General features: G+C 36.4%; 22 protein-coding genes. 7 read left to right on the forward strand and 15 right to left on the reverse strand.

All coding sequences use genetic code 11. The annotated features are described in order from the left end of the window. Positions 1 to 10 precede the first annotated feature (10 nt). Positions 11 to 862 (reverse strand): DUF4369 domain-containing protein, encoded by an 852-nt coding sequence (locus ACFOW1_RS16230; protein WP_379015729.1) that lies wholly within the window; start codon positions 860 to 862, stop codon positions 11 to 13. A gap of 44 nt (positions 863 to 906) precedes the next feature. Continuing rightward, on the reverse strand, positions 907 to 2,352 hold the full coding sequence (gatB, locus tag ACFOW1_RS16235) for an Asp-tRNA(Asn)/Glu-tRNA(Gln) amidotransferase subunit GatB (protein ID WP_379015730.1): 1,446 nt from the start codon (positions 2,350 to 2,352) through the stop codon (positions 907 to 909). A 129-nt stretch (positions 2,353 to 2,481) separates the two neighbouring features. Between gatB and ACFOW1_RS16240 the strand changes: the two genes are divergently transcribed. The 3 genes from ACFOW1_RS16240 (at position 2,482) to ACFOW1_RS16250 (ending at position 4,502) form a co-directional block, all read left to right on the forward strand. Beyond that, entirely contained in the window at positions 2,482 to 3,138 is a 657-nt protein-coding gene (locus ACFOW1_RS16240; protein ID WP_379015732.1) for a DsbA family protein, read from the forward strand. 156 nt (positions 3,139 to 3,294) lie between these two features. Beyond that, positions 3,295 to 3,717, forward strand: coding sequence for a DUF5606 family protein (locus ACFOW1_RS16245; RefSeq protein ID WP_379015734.1), 423 nt, complete (start codon positions 3,295 to 3,297; stop codon positions 3,715 to 3,717). 263 nt (positions 3,718 to 3,980) lie between these two features. Beyond that, complete coding sequence (locus ACFOW1_RS16250) at positions 3,981 to 4,502, forward strand: DUF4337 domain-containing protein (protein WP_379015735.1); 522 nt, start codon at positions 3,981 to 3,983, stop codon at positions 4,500 to 4,502. 85 nt (positions 4,503 to 4,587) lie between these two features. On the opposite strand, the gene ACFOW1_RS16255 is transcribed toward ACFOW1_RS16250, so the two are convergent. From ACFOW1_RS16255 to ACFOW1_RS16270, 4 genes are all read right to left on the reverse strand, one after another. Next, complete coding sequence (locus tag ACFOW1_RS16255; RefSeq protein WP_379015736.1) at positions 4,588 to 4,929, reverse strand: HopJ type III effector protein; 342 nt, start codon at positions 4,927 to 4,929, stop codon at positions 4,588 to 4,590. 438 nt (positions 4,930 to 5,367) lie between these two features. Next, positions 5,368 to 6,264: a helix-turn-helix domain-containing protein gene (locus ACFOW1_RS16260; RefSeq protein ID WP_379015737.1), complete on the reverse strand. Its 897-nt coding sequence runs from the start codon at positions 6,262 to 6,264 to the stop codon at positions 5,368 to 5,370. 177 nt (positions 6,265 to 6,441) lie between these two features. Further along, positions 6,442 to 7,209: an SDR family NAD(P)-dependent oxidoreductase gene (locus tag ACFOW1_RS16265; protein ID WP_379015738.1), complete on the reverse strand. Its 768-nt coding sequence runs from the start codon at positions 7,207 to 7,209 to the stop codon at positions 6,442 to 6,444. A 92-nt stretch (positions 7,210 to 7,301) separates the two neighbouring features. After that, entirely contained in the window at positions 7,302 to 8,231 is a 930-nt protein-coding gene (locus ACFOW1_RS16270) for a helix-turn-helix domain-containing protein (RefSeq protein ID WP_379015740.1), read from the reverse strand. Positions 8,232 to 8,413: 182 nt separating this feature from the next. Between ACFOW1_RS16270 and ACFOW1_RS16275 the strand changes: the two genes are divergently transcribed. From ACFOW1_RS16275 to ACFOW1_RS16290, 4 genes are all read left to right on the forward strand, one after another. Further along, entirely contained in the window at positions 8,414 to 8,848 is a 435-nt protein-coding gene (locus ACFOW1_RS16275) for a nuclear transport factor 2 family protein (protein WP_379015742.1), read from the forward strand. A gap of 101 nt (positions 8,849 to 8,949) precedes the next feature. Continuing rightward, complete coding sequence (locus ACFOW1_RS16280) at positions 8,950 to 9,933, forward strand: aldo/keto reductase (protein WP_379015743.1); 984 nt, start codon at positions 8,950 to 8,952, stop codon at positions 9,931 to 9,933. 43 nt (positions 9,934 to 9,976) lie between these two features. Next, positions 9,977 to 11,098 (forward strand): aldo/keto reductase, encoded by a 1,122-nt coding sequence (locus tag ACFOW1_RS16285; protein WP_379015745.1) that lies wholly within the window; start codon positions 9,977 to 9,979, stop codon positions 11,096 to 11,098. 4 nt (positions 11,099 to 11,102) lie between these two features. Further along, a complete protein-coding gene (locus tag ACFOW1_RS16290; RefSeq protein ID WP_379015746.1) occupies positions 11,103 to 11,681 on the forward strand; it encodes an NAD(P)H-binding protein in 579 nt (192 codons plus the stop codon). 32 nt (positions 11,682 to 11,713) lie between these two features. On the opposite strand, the gene ACFOW1_RS16295 is transcribed toward ACFOW1_RS16290, so the two are convergent. The 9 genes from ACFOW1_RS16295 to ACFOW1_RS16335 all read right to left on the reverse strand — a co-directional run bounded on the left by ACFOW1_RS16295 (position 11,714) and on the right by ACFOW1_RS16335 (position 19,603). Further along, entirely contained in the window at positions 11,714 to 13,138 is a 1,425-nt protein-coding gene (locus tag ACFOW1_RS16295; protein WP_379015748.1) for a hybrid sensor histidine kinase/response regulator, read from the reverse strand. 10 nt (positions 13,139 to 13,148) lie between these two features. Beyond that, positions 13,149 to 13,586, reverse strand: coding sequence for a response regulator (locus ACFOW1_RS16300; protein ID WP_379015749.1), 438 nt, complete (start codon positions 13,584 to 13,586; stop codon positions 13,149 to 13,151). A gap of 29 nt (positions 13,587 to 13,615) precedes the next feature. Then, positions 13,616 to 15,493, reverse strand: a complete 1,878-nt coding sequence (locus ACFOW1_RS16305; protein WP_379015751.1) for a sensor histidine kinase — start codon at positions 15,491 to 15,493, stop codon at positions 13,616 to 13,618. A 236-nt stretch (positions 15,494 to 15,729) separates the two neighbouring features. Beyond that, positions 15,730 to 16,350, reverse strand: a complete 621-nt coding sequence (locus ACFOW1_RS16310) for a dihydrofolate reductase family protein (RefSeq protein ID WP_379015752.1) — start codon at positions 16,348 to 16,350, stop codon at positions 15,730 to 15,732. 127 nt (positions 16,351 to 16,477) lie between these two features. Further along, positions 16,478 to 17,167, reverse strand: coding sequence for a TMEM175 family protein (locus ACFOW1_RS16315; RefSeq protein WP_379015753.1), 690 nt, complete (start codon positions 17,165 to 17,167; stop codon positions 16,478 to 16,480). A gap of 167 nt (positions 17,168 to 17,334) precedes the next feature. Then, complete coding sequence (locus tag ACFOW1_RS16320) at positions 17,335 to 17,490, reverse strand: hypothetical protein (RefSeq protein WP_379015755.1); 156 nt, start codon at positions 17,488 to 17,490, stop codon at positions 17,335 to 17,337. 204 nt (positions 17,491 to 17,694) lie between these two features. After that, the gene (locus ACFOW1_RS16325) at positions 17,695 to 18,171 is read right to left on the reverse strand and encodes a hypothetical protein (RefSeq protein WP_379015756.1); all 477 of its coding nucleotides are present in this window, start codon (positions 18,169 to 18,171) and stop codon (positions 17,695 to 17,697) included. Positions 18,172 to 18,239: 68 nt separating this feature from the next. Continuing rightward, entirely contained in the window at positions 18,240 to 18,449 is a 210-nt protein-coding gene (locus ACFOW1_RS16330; protein ID WP_379015767.1) for an integrase core domain-containing protein, read from the reverse strand. Between the two features lie 35 nt (positions 18,450 to 18,484). Then, positions 18,485 to 19,603 (reverse strand): dipeptidase, encoded by a 1,119-nt coding sequence (locus ACFOW1_RS16335; RefSeq protein ID WP_379015758.1) that lies wholly within the window; start codon positions 19,601 to 19,603, stop codon positions 18,485 to 18,487. Positions 19,604 to 19,715 lie beyond the last annotated feature (112 nt).

Below are 19,715 nucleotides of genomic sequence, written 5' to 3' on the forward strand. Positions count from 1 at the left end.
TTGTTAAGTATTAGTTGTCCTTAACACTACTATCTTTTGAATGGCTATTGGAAGGATTTCTTTTACCTATTGTTGAGTCTATTTTTACTTTTTGTTGCGCGCTATCCCTTTTTCGAGCAGCTATTGTATCCTGTTTTTCTTTTTCAATAGCTTGTCTAGCAGCTTTTTCTTTCTCTACTTGCTTATTGATAATTGATTTGATAAAGGCCAAACCTGAATGAGATGTATGTTGAGTGTTTGCTATGGTAGCCAATTCTTGTATTTGCGATAAGGGCATGGTCGCAAATGCTTTAGCTACTAAATAATACTGCAAAGCGGGGCTATTGGTATTTTTAAATGCATTCGTAATGGTTGTGTTTACCTTTTCCAATTGTTGCGCTTTTTCAAGCTTTACAACTGTTTTAATACTATCTGTTATACCTTTTTCTGATGCAATGGTATCTAGTCTTTGGCTAGTTGCCAACAGTTTTGGGTAGGCATTACTGTATTCATTCAAAAAGTCGTGTAGGGCTATGCTTGCTTTTGAGCCATTAATACTGTATTGCTTAAAATTTTGTTTATCTATATTCACAAACAATTTGGGGTTATCGTTAATTAGCAACACACTAGCAGTAGTGTCAAATACCAATTCGTATATACTTTCTTCGTTGCCGTAAGCGGTAGATAATACAAAGCTGCCATCTTTTTGTAAGCTAATAGAATCCACAACAATTGGTTTTTCAGCACCCCAAACTAAGTATTGCAAATACACTTTTCTAGCCGTGCTATTGGTTATTTTACCACTTACTTCAAATAGTTTGCGCTTGTTGTTGCATGAAGCAACAACACTTATTAAACCTATGATAATTAGTAATTTTCTCATGTATTTTGCGATAAAATCAGGGTAAATCATTTTCATCAAATCTATCAGCGATCTAGTTTTTCTTGCAGTAAAGCAGTTACCACTTTAGGGTCAGCTTTGCCTTTACTTATTTTTTTTACTTCGCCTACAAATAAACCAATTAAGCCCTTTTTGCCTTTTTTATATTCCGTCACTTTATCCGGCATTTTGCCAATAGCTTCATTTACCCAAGCTTCTAATTCGTTGCTATCACTCACTTGTAGCAAGTTCAGTGCTTCTGCTACTTGTAAAGGTTGCTTATTTTCTTTCAGTAAAACAGGGAAAATTTTAGACGATGCGACAGAAAAATTGACTTTGCCTTCTTCTATTAAAGCAATTAATGCAGCCAATGTTGCTGGCGCCAATGCTAAGCTAGCCAAGCTAGTGCCGCTATCATTTAGATATTGACGGATAGGCCCAGTAATCCAATTCACAATGGCTTTATACTGTTTGGTATGTGTGGCAGTAGCAAAAAAATAATCCGATGTGGTTTTGTCATCACACAACTGCGCAGCATCGTAAGCACTCAAGCCGTAATCTGCTTGATAGGTTTTAGCCAATTGCTGTGGTAATGCTGGTAAAGCTTGCTTTATCCCATTAATAAATTCGTTATTTAAATGAAACGGTGCTAAATCTGGGCAAGCAAAATAGCGATAGTCATTCGCTTCTTCTTTGTCTCGCATCGAAAAAGTGGTATCGTTATCGGCATCATAGCTTCTAGTCTGTTGAATAATGGTACCGCCATTTTCTACAATACCAATCATTCTATCAACTTCTAAGTCGATGGCTTTTTTTATATTCCGAATACTGTTCAGGTTTTTTACTTCTACCTTGGTGCCAAGTTCTGTAGCGCCTTTCAAGCGGATAGACACGTTGGCATCGCAACGCAAACTACCTTCTTCCATATTCCCATCGCATACATCTATCCATTGTACCAAACGACGTAATTCTGTTACATATTGGTAAGCTTCTTCGCTACTGCGTAGGCAAGGTTCTGTTACAATTTCTATTAAAGCCACACCAGCCCTATTAAGGTCTATACAGGTATTGGCGTCATCTATATCATGTATGCTTTTACCAGCATCTTCTTCTAGGTGAATCCTATTGAGTTGTATAGCTCTTGTACCTTCAGACGTGGTGATGGTAACATATCCACCTTTGCAAATAGGTGTGGTATGTTGCGATGTTTGATAGCCTTTTGGTAAATCGGGGTAGAAATAGTTTTTACGGGCAAAATAGTTGTTCTGTACTATTTCACAATTACACGCTAAACCCATTTTAATCGCATATTCTACCGCTTTTCTATTGGTTTTAGGCAAAGTGCCAGGATGCCCCATGGTAATAGCGCTGATATGTGTATTGGCTTCTCCACCAAAAGCAGCACTATCGCCACAAAACAATTTACTAGCGGTACTAAGTTGGGCATGAACCTCTAAACCAATCACTACCTCATATTTATCTGCAATACTCATCCAAAAAAATTATGGTTGCGAAAATACCGAAAACCAATTTCTGACGGTGCATTTAAATAAATCTCAAATCATAAATGCCAAATCTCAAATCGAAAATTCCACAATGCCTTTGCAGTTTATCTTTGCCACATGACAAAACCAGTTGTATATTATTGTTACGATGCCTATTGTGGTTGGTGTTATGGCTTTAGCAATGTAATGAAACAAATAGCCCAGCATTTTGAAAAAGAGATGGACTTTGATGTATTAAGTGGCGGTATGATTTTACCTGAAAAGCCAGTACATATAGGTGTTACAGCTAATTATATTCAAAAAGCCTATCACAATGTGGAGGAAATGTCGGGTGTAAAATTTGGCGATGATTATTTATGGCATATCAATCATCCCGATTTGAGTGATTGGTTTCCTAATAGCGAAAAGCCAGCCATTGCCTTGTGTATTTTTAAAGAGTTTTATCCTGATAGGCAAGTTGAATTTGCTGCCGATTTACAATATGCGCTGCATTTTGAAGGTAGAGATTTAACCGATGATGCAGCTTATTTACATTTATTAGAGAAATATAGTATTCAGCCTGAGAGTTTTTACCAAAAATTAAGCAGTGATGCTTATAAAGAAAAAGCTTATTACGAATTTCAGTTGTGTAAGCAGTTGCAGGTAAGTAGTTTTCCTACGGTTTTGGTACAAACCGCTGAGAGTAAATTTTATTTAGTAGCAAGAGGCTACACTAGCTACGAGAATTTAGAAACTAGGTTGAACAATTTATTAGCAGAAATTACGGCGCAGTAACAGAAATTAATAATGGATGCATCGTTAGCCCACTCTGTATTGTCTAAGAGGTCGTTTATGGTATAATGCATGCAATTGTTATCATTATTCTAAAAATAATATCAATCATCATTTTAACGCATTTCCCTTTATTTTGCAGCCTCTTAAATTAAAACAATGGAATATAGTAAGTTAATATCAATTACAGGCATGAGTGGTTTGTTTGAACTAGTAGGTAGTAAAACTGATGGCGCTATTGTACGTGGCCTAGAAGATAAAGTAACCAAATTTGTAAGCAGCCGTGTACATAATTTCTCTCATTTAGAAAGTATTGAAGTATTTACGATTCGTGAAAATGTGAACTTGGTAGAAGTATTTGTAGCCATGGATGCAAGCACCGAAACATTACCTTCTGAAAAAGAGCCGCAAGCTATAAAAGCCTATTTTACTAAGGTTTATCCTGATATGGATTTTGAAAGAGTATATGCGAGCGATATGAAGAAAATGGTAAAATGGTTTAACTTGCTGAAAGCAAATGATGTTGCATTTAAACTTAGCACAGCAGAAGAAACTGAAACCACTGAAGAGGCAGAAGCATAAAACCTGCTATATATTAAAAGATAGTTAAGCCGATAAGTCATCTTATCGGCTTTTTTGTAAGGTCAATATTTTGATCAATGAATTAGTGCACTATTGTATCCTAAAAATCTATTCATTATAATAAAACCTAAAATTGTTTTGAACAACAGGTTGCATTTTAAACCCGCTTTAACGACGGTATTTTGCAAAACCTTCCTTTGTTTTATAATTCAATTCATGTAAGACTGCTATCTTTAAAATAAATTCACCCTTAAAAATAGCATATGGAAGAAATAGAAGTTCCTACCGAGCATTTACACGAAACAATAGAAGAAGAAGTAAAAGAGGCAATTAAGGAAAATGAAAGAGGCTGGTCGATGTATGTAGCTATTTCAACCGCTTTAATTGCTGTATTGGCTGCGATATCTGCCTTGTTGGCTGGGCACCATTCTGATGAAGCAGTTATTGAACAAATTAAGGCATCAGACCAATGGTCGTATTTTCAAGCAAAAGGTATTAAAGCCGAAATCATGGCCATGCGAGTTGACTTAGGAAGAGGCGATTCTACTAAAATAATTACCTATAAAACAGAGCAAACCGCGATTGCCGAAAAGGCAGCAGAACATGAAAAAGAATCTGCTCTGCATGCTGAAAAGCATAAAGCTTTGTCTAAAGCCGTAACCTTTTTTCAAATTGCCATTGCCATATCCGCCATTGCCATTTTAACTAGGCGAAAACAATTATGGTTTATCAGTTTATTACTAGCATTGGGCGGGATTAGTTTTTTTATAACTGGGCTTTTATAACCTATCCATGCACATCTATTTATCATCGTATTAGCCAGCAAATAACTGCTGGCTTTTTTAATGAACAGTTATAAAAATTGTAGGCCTATTTTTTTACCAAAGCTTCGCCCTCAAATGCAATACCTGCCCAGCCATGTTGCATAAATTGTCTGATATTTTGGTGGTTGGTTTCGGTTGGTGTTGCAAGCACAGCTTGATAATGTTCTGCAAATAGGTATAAGGTATCGGCTGCGCTGAGATTGTGTAATTTGGCAAAAGCGAACACCTTCGCACTCCCTTGATTTTGAGTGGCTTCGTTGTAAGTATCCCCATTTTTAAATGCAGTAGGTTGGTGTGTATAATCTGCTTCTATCAAGGCTATTACCTCAGAAAATGTATGTTGATTGGCTTTTAGAGCTGTTAAAAAAGTAGAAAGTTGTTGCGTCATTACGTTGATTTTTTGTGGCGCTAAACTACAGTTATTTTTTACTATACCACTGTACCATCATTATTAACAATCAATACAATTTATGCGCCGCATTTAATAATTGAACGTAGAATGGATGCATGACACCCAATACATCCATTCGTATTCAGTAGATTGGATGCATCGCTTTCGAAACATCCAATCGTAGTGCATAGATTGGAAGGATGACATGCAATGCATCCATTCGTATTGGCAAGATTGGATGGATGTTTTTCGAAACATCCAATCGTAGTGCTTGGATTGGATAAATGACACTCAATGCATCCAATGACGTTGGGTGAGAAAGAAAATCCTGTTGTAAAAGTTCACCGCCCCATTACAACTTGGCTTATTGGTAGCAGTTTACGGTGTCATGGTATGCTTAAAGCAGCATACTTATGGTAGATAAGCCCTCCCATATTAATTCATGCTTCTATAATCTTGTGGTGACATTCCTACTTTCTGCTTAAATAATCTGGTAAAATGTTGTGGGTATTTAAAGCCTAGGTCATAAGCCACTTCGCTTATAGATTGGTTGAGGTTAAATATCCTTTCTTTGGCTACATCTATCACTTTGCTTTGTATGTAATCCTGTGCTGTTTTCCCTGTTTCTTTTTTAATTAAATCGCCAAAATAATTGGCGGATAAATGCAGCGCTGCTGCGCAATACGCTACTGAAGGTAAGCCTTCATTACTTGGTAGTTCGGAAGCAAAATAGTTGTTTAGAAGCGACTCAAATTTTTCCAAAATACCTTTATGTGCGTTGTCTCTTGTAATAAATTGTCTGTCGTAAAAGCGCGTACAATAATTTAAGAACAACTCAATATTTGAAGCAATTAGTGTTTTACTATGCTTGTCTATATTTTGCTGTAGTTCTAGTTCTATTTTGCTAAAACAATCTAGTACCAATTGGCGCTCTTTTTCAGACAGATGCAAGGCTTCATTAACATCGTAAGAGAAAAAAGAATAGTTGGCGATGTGCCTACCTAGCGATGTGCCTTTTATAAAATCTGGATGAAACATTAAAGCCCACCCTTTGGGCTCAAATGTGGTAACTTTTGGTTGCACTGCCATGACTTGGCCAGGTGCAATAAATACCAATGTGCCTTCTTGATAATCGTAGTTACTACGACCATATTTTAACTCACCACAGTTTAATTCTTTTAAGTAAATAGCATATAAGCCAAAGTTGAAGGTTTGGGCAGGCATTGGCTGTGCTTTGGATAAATCTATCACCGTAACAAGCGGGTGTAAGGTAGGTACACCTCGAAGGTTGTTGTAAGTGGTTACACTATCAATGGTTACAATATTGGCCATAAAATTTGCATTTGCTAATACGAATGTAGGTGATAAACAAAGCCATAATAACACCCAAAACCAACATCTGTAATAATGGTAAGTAAAGCAGTAATTGGTATAAAACCGTAAACCCCATTTAACATTCTTGTAAATGGGGTTTACGGTTGTTGCTTAAAGCTTACAAATGATATATGCTTAAATAATAAAGCCACCAGATACCTCAATTCTTTGTGCATTAATCCATTTAGAATCATCTGTACAAAGAAATGCTACTACGCTACCAATATCATCTGGCAAACCAACCCTACCTAATGCAGTTTGCGAAGCCAACATTTTTTGAAAATCTAAATTATCACGTACTGCGCCACCACCAAAATCTGTAGCAATAGCACCTGGCGCTACCGAGTTTACACGAATTTTTCTGCTGCCTAATTCTAAAGCTTGGTATCTAGAAAGTGAGTCAATAGCTGCTTTCATAGCACCATAAGCAGAATAACCTGCAAATGAAAACCTTGCCAATCCTGATGATGTGTTTACAACGCTACCACCATCATTCAATAGAGGCAATAGTTTTTGTGTAATAAAATAAGGGCCTTTAAAGTGAATATTGGTCATTGCATCTAGTTCTTCCTCGGTAGTTGTGCTAAATGCTGCATGAATACCAGTACCTGCATTATTTACCAATGCATCTAGTTTTCTACCACCCAATTGGCTGTCTAAAATGTGTTGAACAGCATCTTTAAACGCTTCAAAGCCTTTGGTAGAACTAATATCAAGTGGTAGTGCAAATGCTTTTTGTCCAATTGCTTCAATGTCTACAATAACAGCTTCGGCTGCTTCTTTTTTGGTTTGATAGGTTATAATAACGTCAAATCCTTTTTTTGCTAATTGTAAAGCCGAATCTTTACCAAGACCACGACTGCCGCCTGTAACTAAGGCGATTTTGCTTGCATTGTTTGCCATGTGTATAATGTTTTATTTACACTGCAAAATTGACAACAATACTTGACACCTCATTTGCGATAATCAAACGCATATTTGTAAAAATCAAATATTTATGCTCGAAACACCTGTGGCGATAGTTGGCTGTGCTTTTTAAAAAAGTTAGAAAAATGTGCCAATTCTTCAAACCCAAGCGTAAAAGCTATTTCTGAAATATTCCATTGTGTTTGGTTCAGTAATATTTTGGCTTCTTGAAAAATTCTGCTACCAATTATCTCACCAGTGGTTTTGCCCGTAGCTTCTTTTAAAACTTTGTTTAAATGATTTACATGTACACCTAAGTTACTTGCAAAGTCTTTAGGAGTTTTTAATTGGAGCACTTGGCTTGTATTTTCTATAGGAAATTGTCGTTCTAAAAGCTCTATAAATAATGACGTTGTTCTTGCTGCGGCTGTCTTGGTTTTTTCTAAGGGTGCTATAGGCTGTAGCTTTTGCCCGTAGTGTATTAGTTCCATTAAGTAATTGCGCAGCAAATCGTATTTATAAATATAGTCTGATGCAATTTCTGAATGCATTTTGGTAAATATGGCATTAATATCAGCATATTGAGCCGTCGAAATTTGGAAGATAAAATCGCTATTGGCAGAAAATACAGGTAGCTTATCTATCTCTAACCCCACCATCGATGGCGATAAAAAGTCTCTTGTAAACACAGCAAAATGCCCGGATTGTTTTGTGTCAAGCGGTGTGTAGTTATAAGGTATTTTGGGTGATGCAAATAATACTGCACAGTCTTTAATCTCAATGGTTTTGTTAGCATATTCTACCTTGTTATTGCCATTAATAAGACTGATTTTATAATAGGTTCTTCTATTATAAGGCATTTCGGGTTTAATCTTACAATGTATAGATAGCTCTGCAATGTCAAATACATTAAAATGGCCAATGTCTTTGTTAATATTATCGTTAAGAAATGCGTCAATATTTGTGCATGATTTGCCTAAAATATCTTGGTAAAATTCTTTAATAGTAATCCTAGTCATGTGTTTGCAAAAATCAAATGTAGTCTATTTACCTTGTTTTGTCGTACTACATACTTATCTATATTATTACAGCTTTATCGTACACCAAAACCAACATCTGTAATAATGGTAAGTAAAGCAGTAATTGGTATACCATCGCCTTCAAAAATTGTGGTGAGTTTTGCAACAGAAAATAGATAACAATGCAACATCTTCTTTTATGTAGTTTTTTAATCATAGCTTTTCAATCATTTTCACAAACCACCGCTGAAAAAGATATTTTGAAGCTTTCAGCAAACATATTTTCTTGGGAAGTAACCAATAAGATAGACTCACTAGAACAAGTTTTCGATGAGAGATTTGTGGTAGTGAGTGGTGACGGTTCTAGTCAAAATAAAAAACAATACATGGCTGTATTGCGCAGCGGCAATTTTATTCATAATAGTATTGATGTAACTGAAAGTATAGCCACTGTTGTAGATAATACGGCTACTGTAATAGGAAAAGGAACGTTTACTGTCACCATTTCTGGCAATAAAATTTCATTGCCGCTATCTTACATTGAAGTATTTACAAGGGCTAATAATAAAAGGGATTGGAAAGTGTTAGCCATGCATGCCACTGTTTTACAGAAATAATATCAGGGTGATTAAAGGTGTCATCTTATAACGATTGTTGCAATTGGTATTTATACAGAAGATAGCTACTACATTTTAAAAAAGATTAAAACAATTATATTATGCAAAAGCGACTATTGGGTAACAGCGGCTTAGAAGTATCTGCGCTAGGCTTTGGCTGTATGGGTTTAACATTTGGCTATGGCCCGGCCGTTAGCGAGCAAGATGGTCTTGCGCTTATTCGCAGCGCTTACGAACAAGGCGTTACATTTTTTGATACCGCCGAAGCTTATAGCCAAGGCGCTAACGAAGCCTTATTAGGCAAAGCTGTAAAGCCATTTAGAAAAGAGGTGGTGATAGCTACCAAATTCGGCTTTAAAGATGGCGATGCCACCAAAGGTTTAGACAGCCGTCCTGCGCGTATTCGAGCCGTGGTAGAAGCATCGTTACAATGTTTAGATACAGATTATATCGACCTTTTGTATCAGCACCGTGTAGACCCAAATGTGCCAATGGAAGAAGTTGCTGGTACCGTTAAAGATTTAATAGCTGAAGGTAAAGTAAAACACTTTGGCATGAGTGAAGCTGGCGTAGAGAGCATTAGAAAAGCACATGCGGTACAACCTGTTACGGCATTACAAAGTGAATACTCGCTTTGGTGGCGACAACCCGAAGAAGTAATACTACCAACACTTGAAGAACTTGGTATTGGCTTTGTACCGTTTAGCCCTTTGGGGAAGGGTTTTTTAACTGGTGCCATTAACGCAAATACGCAATTTGACCCTACAGATTTTAGAAACGTAGTACCCCGTTTTAGTGAAGACAATAGAAAAGCCAATCAACAATTGGTAGACTTACTAGCCAATATTGCTGCGCAAAAACAAGCAACACCTGCCCAAATAGCATTGGGTTGGCTGCTTGCACAAAAACCATGGATAGCGCCGATACCTGGCACTACTAAGTTGCATCGGTTAACTGAAAATATTGGTGGTGCAAGCATTACTTTGTCTACTGCAGAAATAAGTGATATAGATGCCGCCTTTGCAGCCATACCAGTACAGGGTGATCGCTACCCTGCACACTTACAAAGTAGAGTAGGTAAATAGATCGGATTTAATCATCATTCTTCACGAATAAAATTATCAAACAATGCAGCAGCAAAACCGTAGAAATTTTCTAAAAAATGGCACAGCACTTACCGCTTCTGTTGTGGCAGCTTCTATACTTAATATTAAACCAAGTACTGCAATGGCTTCGGTAAATACTTATAACCCCCCTAAAAAAAGTGTACGCACACTTGGTACTGGCAAGCACAGTGTAGAAGTGGCTTATGGTATAGGTTTAGGTTGTATGGGTATGAGTTTTAACCGCAGTTTTATACCAGAAAAAGCGCCCATGATAGCGTTAATTCGCAAAGCTTATGATATGGGTGTTAATCTGTTTGATACCGCAGAGGCTTATGGGGCTTTTACCAATGAAGTGCTTGTAGGCGAAGCCATTGCACCATTTAGAAAAAATATTACACTGTGTAGTAAGTTTGGCTTTGATATACAAAAAGGTAAACTCACTGGTGGATTAAATAGCCACCCAAAACATATACGTGAAGTTGTAGAAGCGAGTTTGAAGCGCTTAAATACAGATGTGATTGACCTTTTGTATCAGCACCGTGTAGATCCTAAAATACCAATAGAAGATGTTGCTGGCACGGTAAAAGATTTGATAGCTGAGGGAAAAGTAAAGCACTTTGGCTTAAGCGAAGCTGGTGTAGAAAACATTAAAAAAGCACATGCTGTGCAGCCTGTAACGGCCTTGCAGAGCGAGTTTTCGTTAATGACACGTGATCCACTCACAGATGTAATACCAGTTTGCGAGCAATTAGGTATTGGCTTTGTGCCTTATAGCCCATTAAGTAGGGCTTATTTAACTGGCTATATTAACGAACGAACAAAGTATATTGCAAGCAACGATAACAGAGCATCGTTACCACGTTATAAGGCAGATGCCATTGTGGCTAACTGGGCAATCATTGATGTGCTTACCGCATTTGGCAACCAAAAAGGCTATACCGCCGCACAAATTGCATTGGCATGGTTAATGGCGCAGAAGCCATTTATTGTACCAATACCAGGCACAACCAAGCAAGCCCATTTACAAGAAAACTTAGGTGTAGCCAACATTGTACTGTCTGCTGAAGAGCTGCAACAGCTTACCACCGCAATTAATAGCATAACTATTATGGGTGACAGATATGCAACACCACAAACCAAATAGGATAATGAAGAAAGTAATAGTGATAGGTGCTACAGGTAGCCTTGCTGCTTATGTGATTGAAGCGTTAAAAGCAATGGATAATGTAGCACTTACTTTATTTGCTAGAAATACCAATAGATTATCGATATGGGCAAATGAAGGTTGCACATTCGTTCAAGGTGATGCAATGAATTTTACTGATGTAAAAAATGCCATCATCGGGCAAGATATGGTGTATATAAACCTCGCAGGTAATCTAGAGGTAATGGCTAAAAACATTGTACAGGCTATGCAGGAAACTGGTGTACAAAGAATTATTGCAATCAGTTCTATTGGTATATACAATACGCCTTTAAAACCAATTCTTAAACCCTATCGAGCATTAGCAGATGTAATTGAAAGTTCGGGATTACAATATACCATTTTACGGCCAGATTGGTTTACCGATGCCAATGAAATTGGCTACGCCATAACGCAAAAAGGGCAACCTGAAACAGGTACGGCTATTTCACGGAAAAGTATCGCCGCTTTTGTAGCCAATATAATTATGAATCCTGAGTCGCATCTAAATGACAACTTGGGTATTAGTAAACCTATCTATTAATGGAATGGCGATACATAGGTGCAAAGCTTTTTTTATTGAGATTTAATAACGTAAGCGAGTGGTACCTCTACGCTTAAAGTGCTTCCATTACCTATGGATGATTCTATTGTAAACCGACCGTTAAATACTTCGGTCCGTCTTTTAATATTGGCCAAACCTATGCCATGTTTTACACGCTTAGCATCAAATCCTACACCATTATCCGTAATGGTAAGTACCAGTGTATCTTTTGTAATACTCCCATTAACGGTAATGATAGTGGCATGTGCATATTTTACAATATTTCTAAATTGTTCTTGCAAAATGCGGTAGAGTGTTAATTGAAATTCTTGCTTACAAGGAAATTGCTTAAAGGCATCGTCGAATTGCAAACGAATATCGTATTGCTGCTCTATGTCTATCGAGTTGATAAGTCCCTCTATGGCTTCTTCTAATGTTGTATCTTCAAAAAATACGGGGGCTAAACGGTGGGATAAGTTTCTAATTTCTTGTGTTGCATTTTGAATATACTTGGCTCCTTGCTCGTACCAAACAATGTCTTTATTGGATAAATTATTTTTAAGCATTTTAAACGACATATGGCTAGCAGTAAGAATTTGGCAAACATTATCATGTAATTCGGCGCCTATCTCGTAACGCTCATTTTCTTGCGCTTGAATAATAGCTCTGGTAATTTTCTGCTCGTACAAGTTTTTTTCGGTAACATCTACGGTCATTACCAATGTGGTTTTTTTATTGCCAATAATTAGTGGCGTGCTAAAAGTTTGTGTGTCTAACAACTGTCCTCCTTTTGTGTATACTTTAAATTCTCCCGTGTAGGTATTGTTCAGTTGTCTATTTTGATTTTCAACATGCGTCATGATAGCAGGCACCACTATTTTAGGTACTAAGTCTAACAAAGTCATGTTTAAGAACTCACTATAACTATAGCCATATTGATTAATAGCGGCTTGGTTCACATAAATGATTTTGTAAGTATCCGTTTCGTAAAGACACATTGGCTGTGGACTTAACTGGAACAAATCGCTATACTTCTTTTCTGATTCTGCAAGCTGAGTGATGTACTTCTTACGTTCTATCGCATATAAAATACTTTTATAAAGTACAACACTACTAAGTTCATCTTTTAATAAATAATCAGAAACACCTTTCGAAATAGATGCAATACTAAAATGTAAATTATTAGATCCTGTAAGTATTATTACTGGGCAATTGCCAGCTAGTTCTAATATGTCTGATACCAGTTTTTCGCCACTTTTATCTGGTAGGGTTAAATCCAACAAAATCACATCAAAACCCGTGGTAGTGTCGGTAAGCGAGGTGACGGCTTTTTTAAATGTATTTGCACAAGTGATATTAGGCTGATGCAACTGCTCCTTTAGCAGTTCATCTACAATGGCGCAATCGCCAATATTATCTTCAATTACCAAAATATTTTGAGGCTTTAAAGGGGTCATTACTAGAATTTTAGAGTATAGCAGTGATTGGTAATTGTACGATCGAAAACCAAAAAGATTTGATGCTAGCGACAGCATTCATAAAGTCTTTTACTTCTACTGGCTTAGTGATGTAGCAGTTGGCATAGCTTTTATACGATTCTATAATATCTTTTTCGGAAGACGAAGTGGTAAGCATAATAACGGGTAAGTGTTTTATGTTCTCGTCTGATTTGATAAAATGTAATACTTCATAGCCATTTTTTTTAGGCAGGTTTATGTCTAGCAATACAAGGTGTGGCATAGCCACGTTGGTATAGGGGGCTTTTTTACTTAAAAAATTGATGGCCTGTTTCCCATCTTTTACAATATCTATTCTATTGGTTATTTTTCCTTCTTCTAGTGCTTCTACAGTAAGCAAAATATCGCCTTCATTGTCTTCTACAAGTAAAATATTAATTGGTGTCATAATAATTTTATTTAATTGTGTTATTATTATTATTTCGGTAGAGTAAAATAGAACGTACTACCAATATGTTCAGTAGAGCTTACCCATATTTTGCCGCCTAGGTTGTCAATGATTTTTTTAGTAATTGCGAGCCCCATGCCAGTGCCGGCGTAAGCTTCTTTGGCATGCAACCGTTGAAAAATGATAAATATTTTGTCAAAATATTCGGCTTCAATACCTATCCCATTATCAGCAATACTAAATTGCCAATAATCTGCACAATCACAGGCGCTGATGGTTACAATAGGTGCTATATCGGGCTTACAATATTTTAAGGCATTCCCAATAAGATTCTGAAAAACTAGTTGCAGGGGAACAGCAAATGTGTGTAGTTCGGGCAAATCTTTGTAATCTAACGTTGCTTTTTTGTCTTCTAATTCTTTGGTATACAATACTTTAATATTGTCAATGAGCGCCATTGTAGACACGATCTCCATAGGTGTTTCTATTCGGCCTATTCTCGAAAATTCTAATAAGTCTAATATAATTTGACGCATGCGTTTGGCGCCATCTACTGCAAAATCGATATACTTTTTACCCCTTTCGTCAAATGCATCTGCATACTTATTATTTAGCTGTGTAAGAAAGCTTGTCACCATTCTCAATGGTTCTTGTAAGTCGTGCGATGCTACATAGGCAAACTGTTCGAGCTCTGCATTCGATGCTGCAAGCGATTTGGCCTTTTGTTCTAAACTTGTATTCAAGGCAGCTAGTTCTTCGGCGGATTGGGTAAGTGCTATATTTTGTTGTTTCAGTAAAACATCGGTCAATTTTTTTTCGGTGATGTTGCGTACTATTTTTGAGGCACCAATTACTTCACCACTTGCATTTTTTATGGGCGATACAGTTAGTGACACATCGATAAACTGCCTGTTTTTAGTGATACGAACTGTTTCGTAGTGCTTTATATGTACCCCATTTTTTATCTGCAATACAATATTTGGCTCTTCGGCTATAAATAGTTCTGGGGGAATAATAAGGCCAATGCTTTTTCCAATTGTTTCTTCGCTGGTGTAACCAAAAATTTGTTCGGCACCTTTGTTCCAACTGGTAATAATGCCGTCAAGTGTTTTACTAATAATCGCATCTTCACTTGAGTTAATGATAGAAGCAAGTAATGATTCACGTTCAATGGCGATGCGTCTTTCTGTAATGTCTTTTAAGTACACACTTAAACCTATATTAAATGGATAGGCAGTTACTTCATACCAAAGCTGTAACTCTTCTGAGAAGATGTCAATATACTGCGTTTTACCCGTTTCAATCGCAGCCAAATAAAAGTTATAGATGCTCTCAAACTTTGATTTGTCAAAATAGTGCCACAAATTTTTACCTACAATGTCTGCGCGTTTTACGTTCCAAATCTTTTCAGCTTGTAAGTTGAGGTATAACACAGTAAAGTCATTAGCTATCGCAAAAAAGCCATCGCTTAAATATTCAAGCATTACAAACTCTTGGCCACGTAATAAGTTTGGTATTTGTGAAAGGAAATCACTGGTGGTAACAGTATAAGTAATAGACAAAACAGTGCCCTGCGTATTGGTAATTGGTTGAAGGATAACGGTATAGTTGAGATGTGTAAGATTTTGAAAGTAATTACAAATAACAATATGTTGGGGTATTCCAGTGCTGATGGCCTGTTGTAAACTTTGTAACAATAAGCTTTTATCCGCATTGCTGATAAAGGCATTGTTCTGAACATGATCCTTAAAGCTCATGTTTTTAATAGCGCTAATTGGTTGATTAAATGCTGTAGCGTAAGCTGTATTCACTGCCACAATAGTTGGGATAATACCTTGCATGTCTATTACCACAGATGGTAATAGAGCCATATTAAAGGCTGCTTCTAAACTCGAAACCTCAAGCATATCATACCGTTTTAAAAAAGGATTGCTAGGTGCCTTAAGGGTTCAATTTGTTTAATGTTTTATGATGGAAAGATAGGAATAAAATCAACGAAACTGCCCAGGAATCATAAATATTTTGAAAGATTAATTTTCCATAAAATTAAATTTTTTTGAAGCCTGTAATTAAAATTGGTTATAACATATTAAGCCAATTGGGTAGCTATTGGGTTTATCATTTAATTTAACTGAATAATCATTTATCGCTTTGTCATTTTGTATCTCAAATGGGTTGTTAGTTTGGATGATATGACATCTACAATGGTGAGATCAAATTTGTGTTTGTCAATGCCCTCAAAAAGACGAATACCGCTGCCTAAGAAAACAGGCGCAACATGAATAAAAAATTCGTCTATAAGCCCCGCATTAAGAAATTGTTGAATGGTGTTAGCGCCGCCCTGTATTCTTACCGCTTTTCCATTAGCAGATTGTTTCGCTTTTGCCAAAGCGCTGTGTATACCATCATTAATAAAATAAAAGGTAGTGCTGCCTTTTTGAATCCAAGGCGCTCGCTTCTCTTGCGTTAAAACATATACATCTGCTTTAAATAAATCTTCTGGCCACACGGCTTCGCCTTCTTCAAACATTCGTTTACCCATAATATAGGCGCCTGTTTTGGCAAATACCGCTTCAATTAGTTTACCGTCTGCGCTGTCTTCCTCGCCCCCCGCCATGTTAAGGTGTTTCCAAAATGCTTTTTGTTGAAACATCCACTTGTGAATGTCTCCCGAAACGCCGCCCATGGGGTTACTTGGACTTCTATTATCACCTGCGAAAAAACCGTCTAATGAAATACCGCAGTCAAAAATAATCTGGCTCATAAGCGCTTATGTTAAAGTTAATGATTGTCTAATAATTTGGTCGTTGCCCCACTGTAGGATCAATACATCATTTTTGTTGCTGGCGAAGTGTTTTATGGTTAGTTTCTAGTTGCTACGATTTGTTGATTTATTGTTTCAAACGCTTTTTTAAAAGGGTATCCATAATTTTCTTTGACGTAACGCTGATAATAATGATCCAAGTTATTATCTGGAAATTTTCTGTAATAAATGTTATCAGCAAAATGATTAAAAAAATAATCGTTGTAAATAATGTGTCTGAAGTGAATGTTATTTTTTCTTGTATTGCCATTTCAAAAGACATTTCTTTATGTTTTATGATTGCCATCCAATAAAATGTATAGATGGCTAAGCTGGATAAAATATTATTCAACAGAAATAAACGAAGTGCTAGAATAATTACCTGCTTATTTTCTGAGCTTTCAGCAAAAAAGGCGGTTGTAAATGGGAAAAAAATGATCGGCAATAGCACAAACATATCTGCAATTAAGGTCTTCCTATTGTAATTATGAATATGTTTAAATAAGAAGTGGTGTCTAATCCAATAGTTCGCAATCAGTGTGAAGCTTAGTAAAAGCGCAAAAAAACTATATCTTAAATCAACAAGTTGTACCCAAACAGTTTCTGAGGTACTGTCTTTGGTTATTTTAGGAACTTTTATGTCTATTATCAGCAATGTAATTGCAATAGCAAAAACCGCATCACTAAAAAATGCTAAGCGTTCTACCTGAAAATCTTGTTTTGGGTGTTTTTCATGGTTAGCATGGTGTTGTTGAGCTGTATCAAGTTTAGGTGTCATAAACGATAGCTTATTTATCGGTAAGGCATATAATGCGTTTATAAAATTCGGCGGATTACGAACGGCGCTTTAGCATACTATTGTTTGTCTAAAGCCTTATACAGTAATAAAAGTACAGTTTTACAAGTAAAAGACCAACTCAAGCAGTACGCTTGGATTTTGCACAGCTAAGATGGCATGAAGTAAGTGTTAGCGCTATTAATGAGCTTTTGCTCCGAGTATGGATAGTAATATTTGGTTTGTAGCCAATCAGGCTCAGCCAATGTTTCTAAGATGTAGCTGACTTTATAATTCGTAGCCGTTTTTGAGCCCTTTTTTTTCATACCAAATTTGATGTATTCTAAAATAGGTCGTCAATATTTATTCTTGAACGCATGTGTGCTAAATGGAAGGCCAAAAAGCTCTTTGTTGTTTGTCTGTTAGTAAATAAAGCTATGCCTAAAATATTTTAAAAATAAAGATGATATAAGAAAAAACTCAAAGCAGCTGAAAGCAAATGATTTTTGACCGTTTTGCTGCATCTAAGTCTACCAATCTTCGTCTTTAATTGGTTTTATCCCTTCCGTTTTTAAAGACAAGATAATTTTAGATACAGTCTCATCAATCTGTTTAAAATCTGACTTTTTTGTAATAGAGCCGTAGTTGCCCTCAATATCAATTGGAAGTGTATTTGCAAATTGTATTTCAAAATTTGATAGTTCTAGTTTATAGCGTCCGTCTTTAATTTTAATTGTTAGGATATGCCATACCCTAAAATTCCCATAAGTAAAGTAACCTTTACTTATTAGTAATTCCTGGTTATCAAATTTAGAAAATTCGTAATTATAAGCTAACCATAATCTTAATCGTTTATAAATTTCACTCTTTGATAAGCCATCCACTCGCACAACTTCAGAATAGGTCACCTTACCATTTTTTAATGGCAGTATACCTTTTAGATGTTCTTGCGCAGCAGCTCTAAATGCGAAACTCAATATGAGTAATACGATAAAAATATTTTTCATTATTTAGGTTGTTATGTATGTAGGCTCCACATTTTTAGTACGACTTAAAAGTAGATTATTTTATCATTTTAATAATCAGTTTGCATCAATCTGTTGGGTGTAGCGTAACGGAGCCCAACAGATTGAACGTTTTGTTTCCGATACCTAATTGGCGATAGCCCACCTAGGGCATCATGCGGTCTTTCATGATTATAATCATCCACCCAAAACTGTGTTACTTCTCTCACCTCATCAATTGTATCAAACAGATACGTATCAAATATAATATACTTTACCACTAGTGCCAAGCCTCATTCTAGCTACGGTTTTTTTATCACACTGTGGTTGCCTTTTCAAATATTCGACAATAATTTTCACCACCAATTTGCATAATATCTTTTTCAGTAAATCCTTTTTTTAGTAGGGCGTCGATAATTGTATAAAAAAATCCGTTAGTTGTATTATCCCAACTTTGATTTGTATTTTTTCCAAACCTGTCGCTACTTCCAATTGGCGTTGTCATCTTTGTATCTGTTCCAATACAAACATGTTCTACCCCTACAACATCAACTAACGCTCTTACATTTTTTGCATATTCCAATGGGGTGCCGGCAAGATGTGTCCACACGCCAATTACGCCACCAGCATTAGCAAAAGTTTTTGCCTGTTCTTTACTGATAAGTCGGGGCATCATCATTTTTGCCATTTTTTCATTTGTTCCCAATTTCGTATTCAGTCCTGTATGTGAAATGAGCATTGGTTTTGTTGATACCTCAAGTGCTTTGTCTATTGATTCGTTATTGCAATGCGTAAGGTCAACGAGAATGCCCAGCCTGTTGCATTCTTTTATTGTGTCAATACCTAATTGGGTAAGTCCGCCATATTGTGGTGTGTCGGTATATATGTCGCCTATTGGTGGTGAAGTCTGTCCATCGTGCATTAATCCCAAATGACGCAAGCCTCTTTCGTAAGCTACTTTTATTCGTTCTATTTTCCCTTCAATAAAATGTCCACCTTCTACGGATTGAATAATGATTTGTTTATTCACTTTTCGGGCATTTTTTATATCCGAATAATTTAATGCTCGTGTCAGGTTATTTGCTTTAAGAATTTGGTCCATTTCGTCAAGGCTCAAAATAAACCGACTAAAGGCATCGCCTTCTTTTTCTAGTTGAGGTCTATCTACACAGAAAGTCATACAAATGGCTGTTAAACCAGATGCTTTTAGTTCAACAGCTAAATTATATTTCTGACTTTTAAACTGTTCTAAATTAAATGGAACATCCAAGTGATTGTGGGTATCAATACCAATAGTTTTTGCTACTATTTTTTCTACCTTATCATCGGGTTCAATAGCAGTCAAAAATGAAAATGGATTTAATAGCAATACGACACTTGCATTGGTAGCAGTTTTGATAAGTTTACGTCTTGTCCATTCTTTATTAATTATCATATTCTTTTCTGATTTGCAAGTTGTCGTTTTAAAGTGGCGGGTAACGTGAGTTTGTGAAAAAACTACCATTGCTTTTCAAATATACCCAAAGTGTGGATATTGAAAAAAGGAG

It is taken from the genome of Parasediminibacterium paludis (assembly GCF_042651445.1).
In the GTDB taxonomy this organism is placed as follows: domain Bacteria; phylum Bacteroidota; class Bacteroidia; order Chitinophagales; family Chitinophagaceae; genus Parasediminibacterium; species Parasediminibacterium paludis.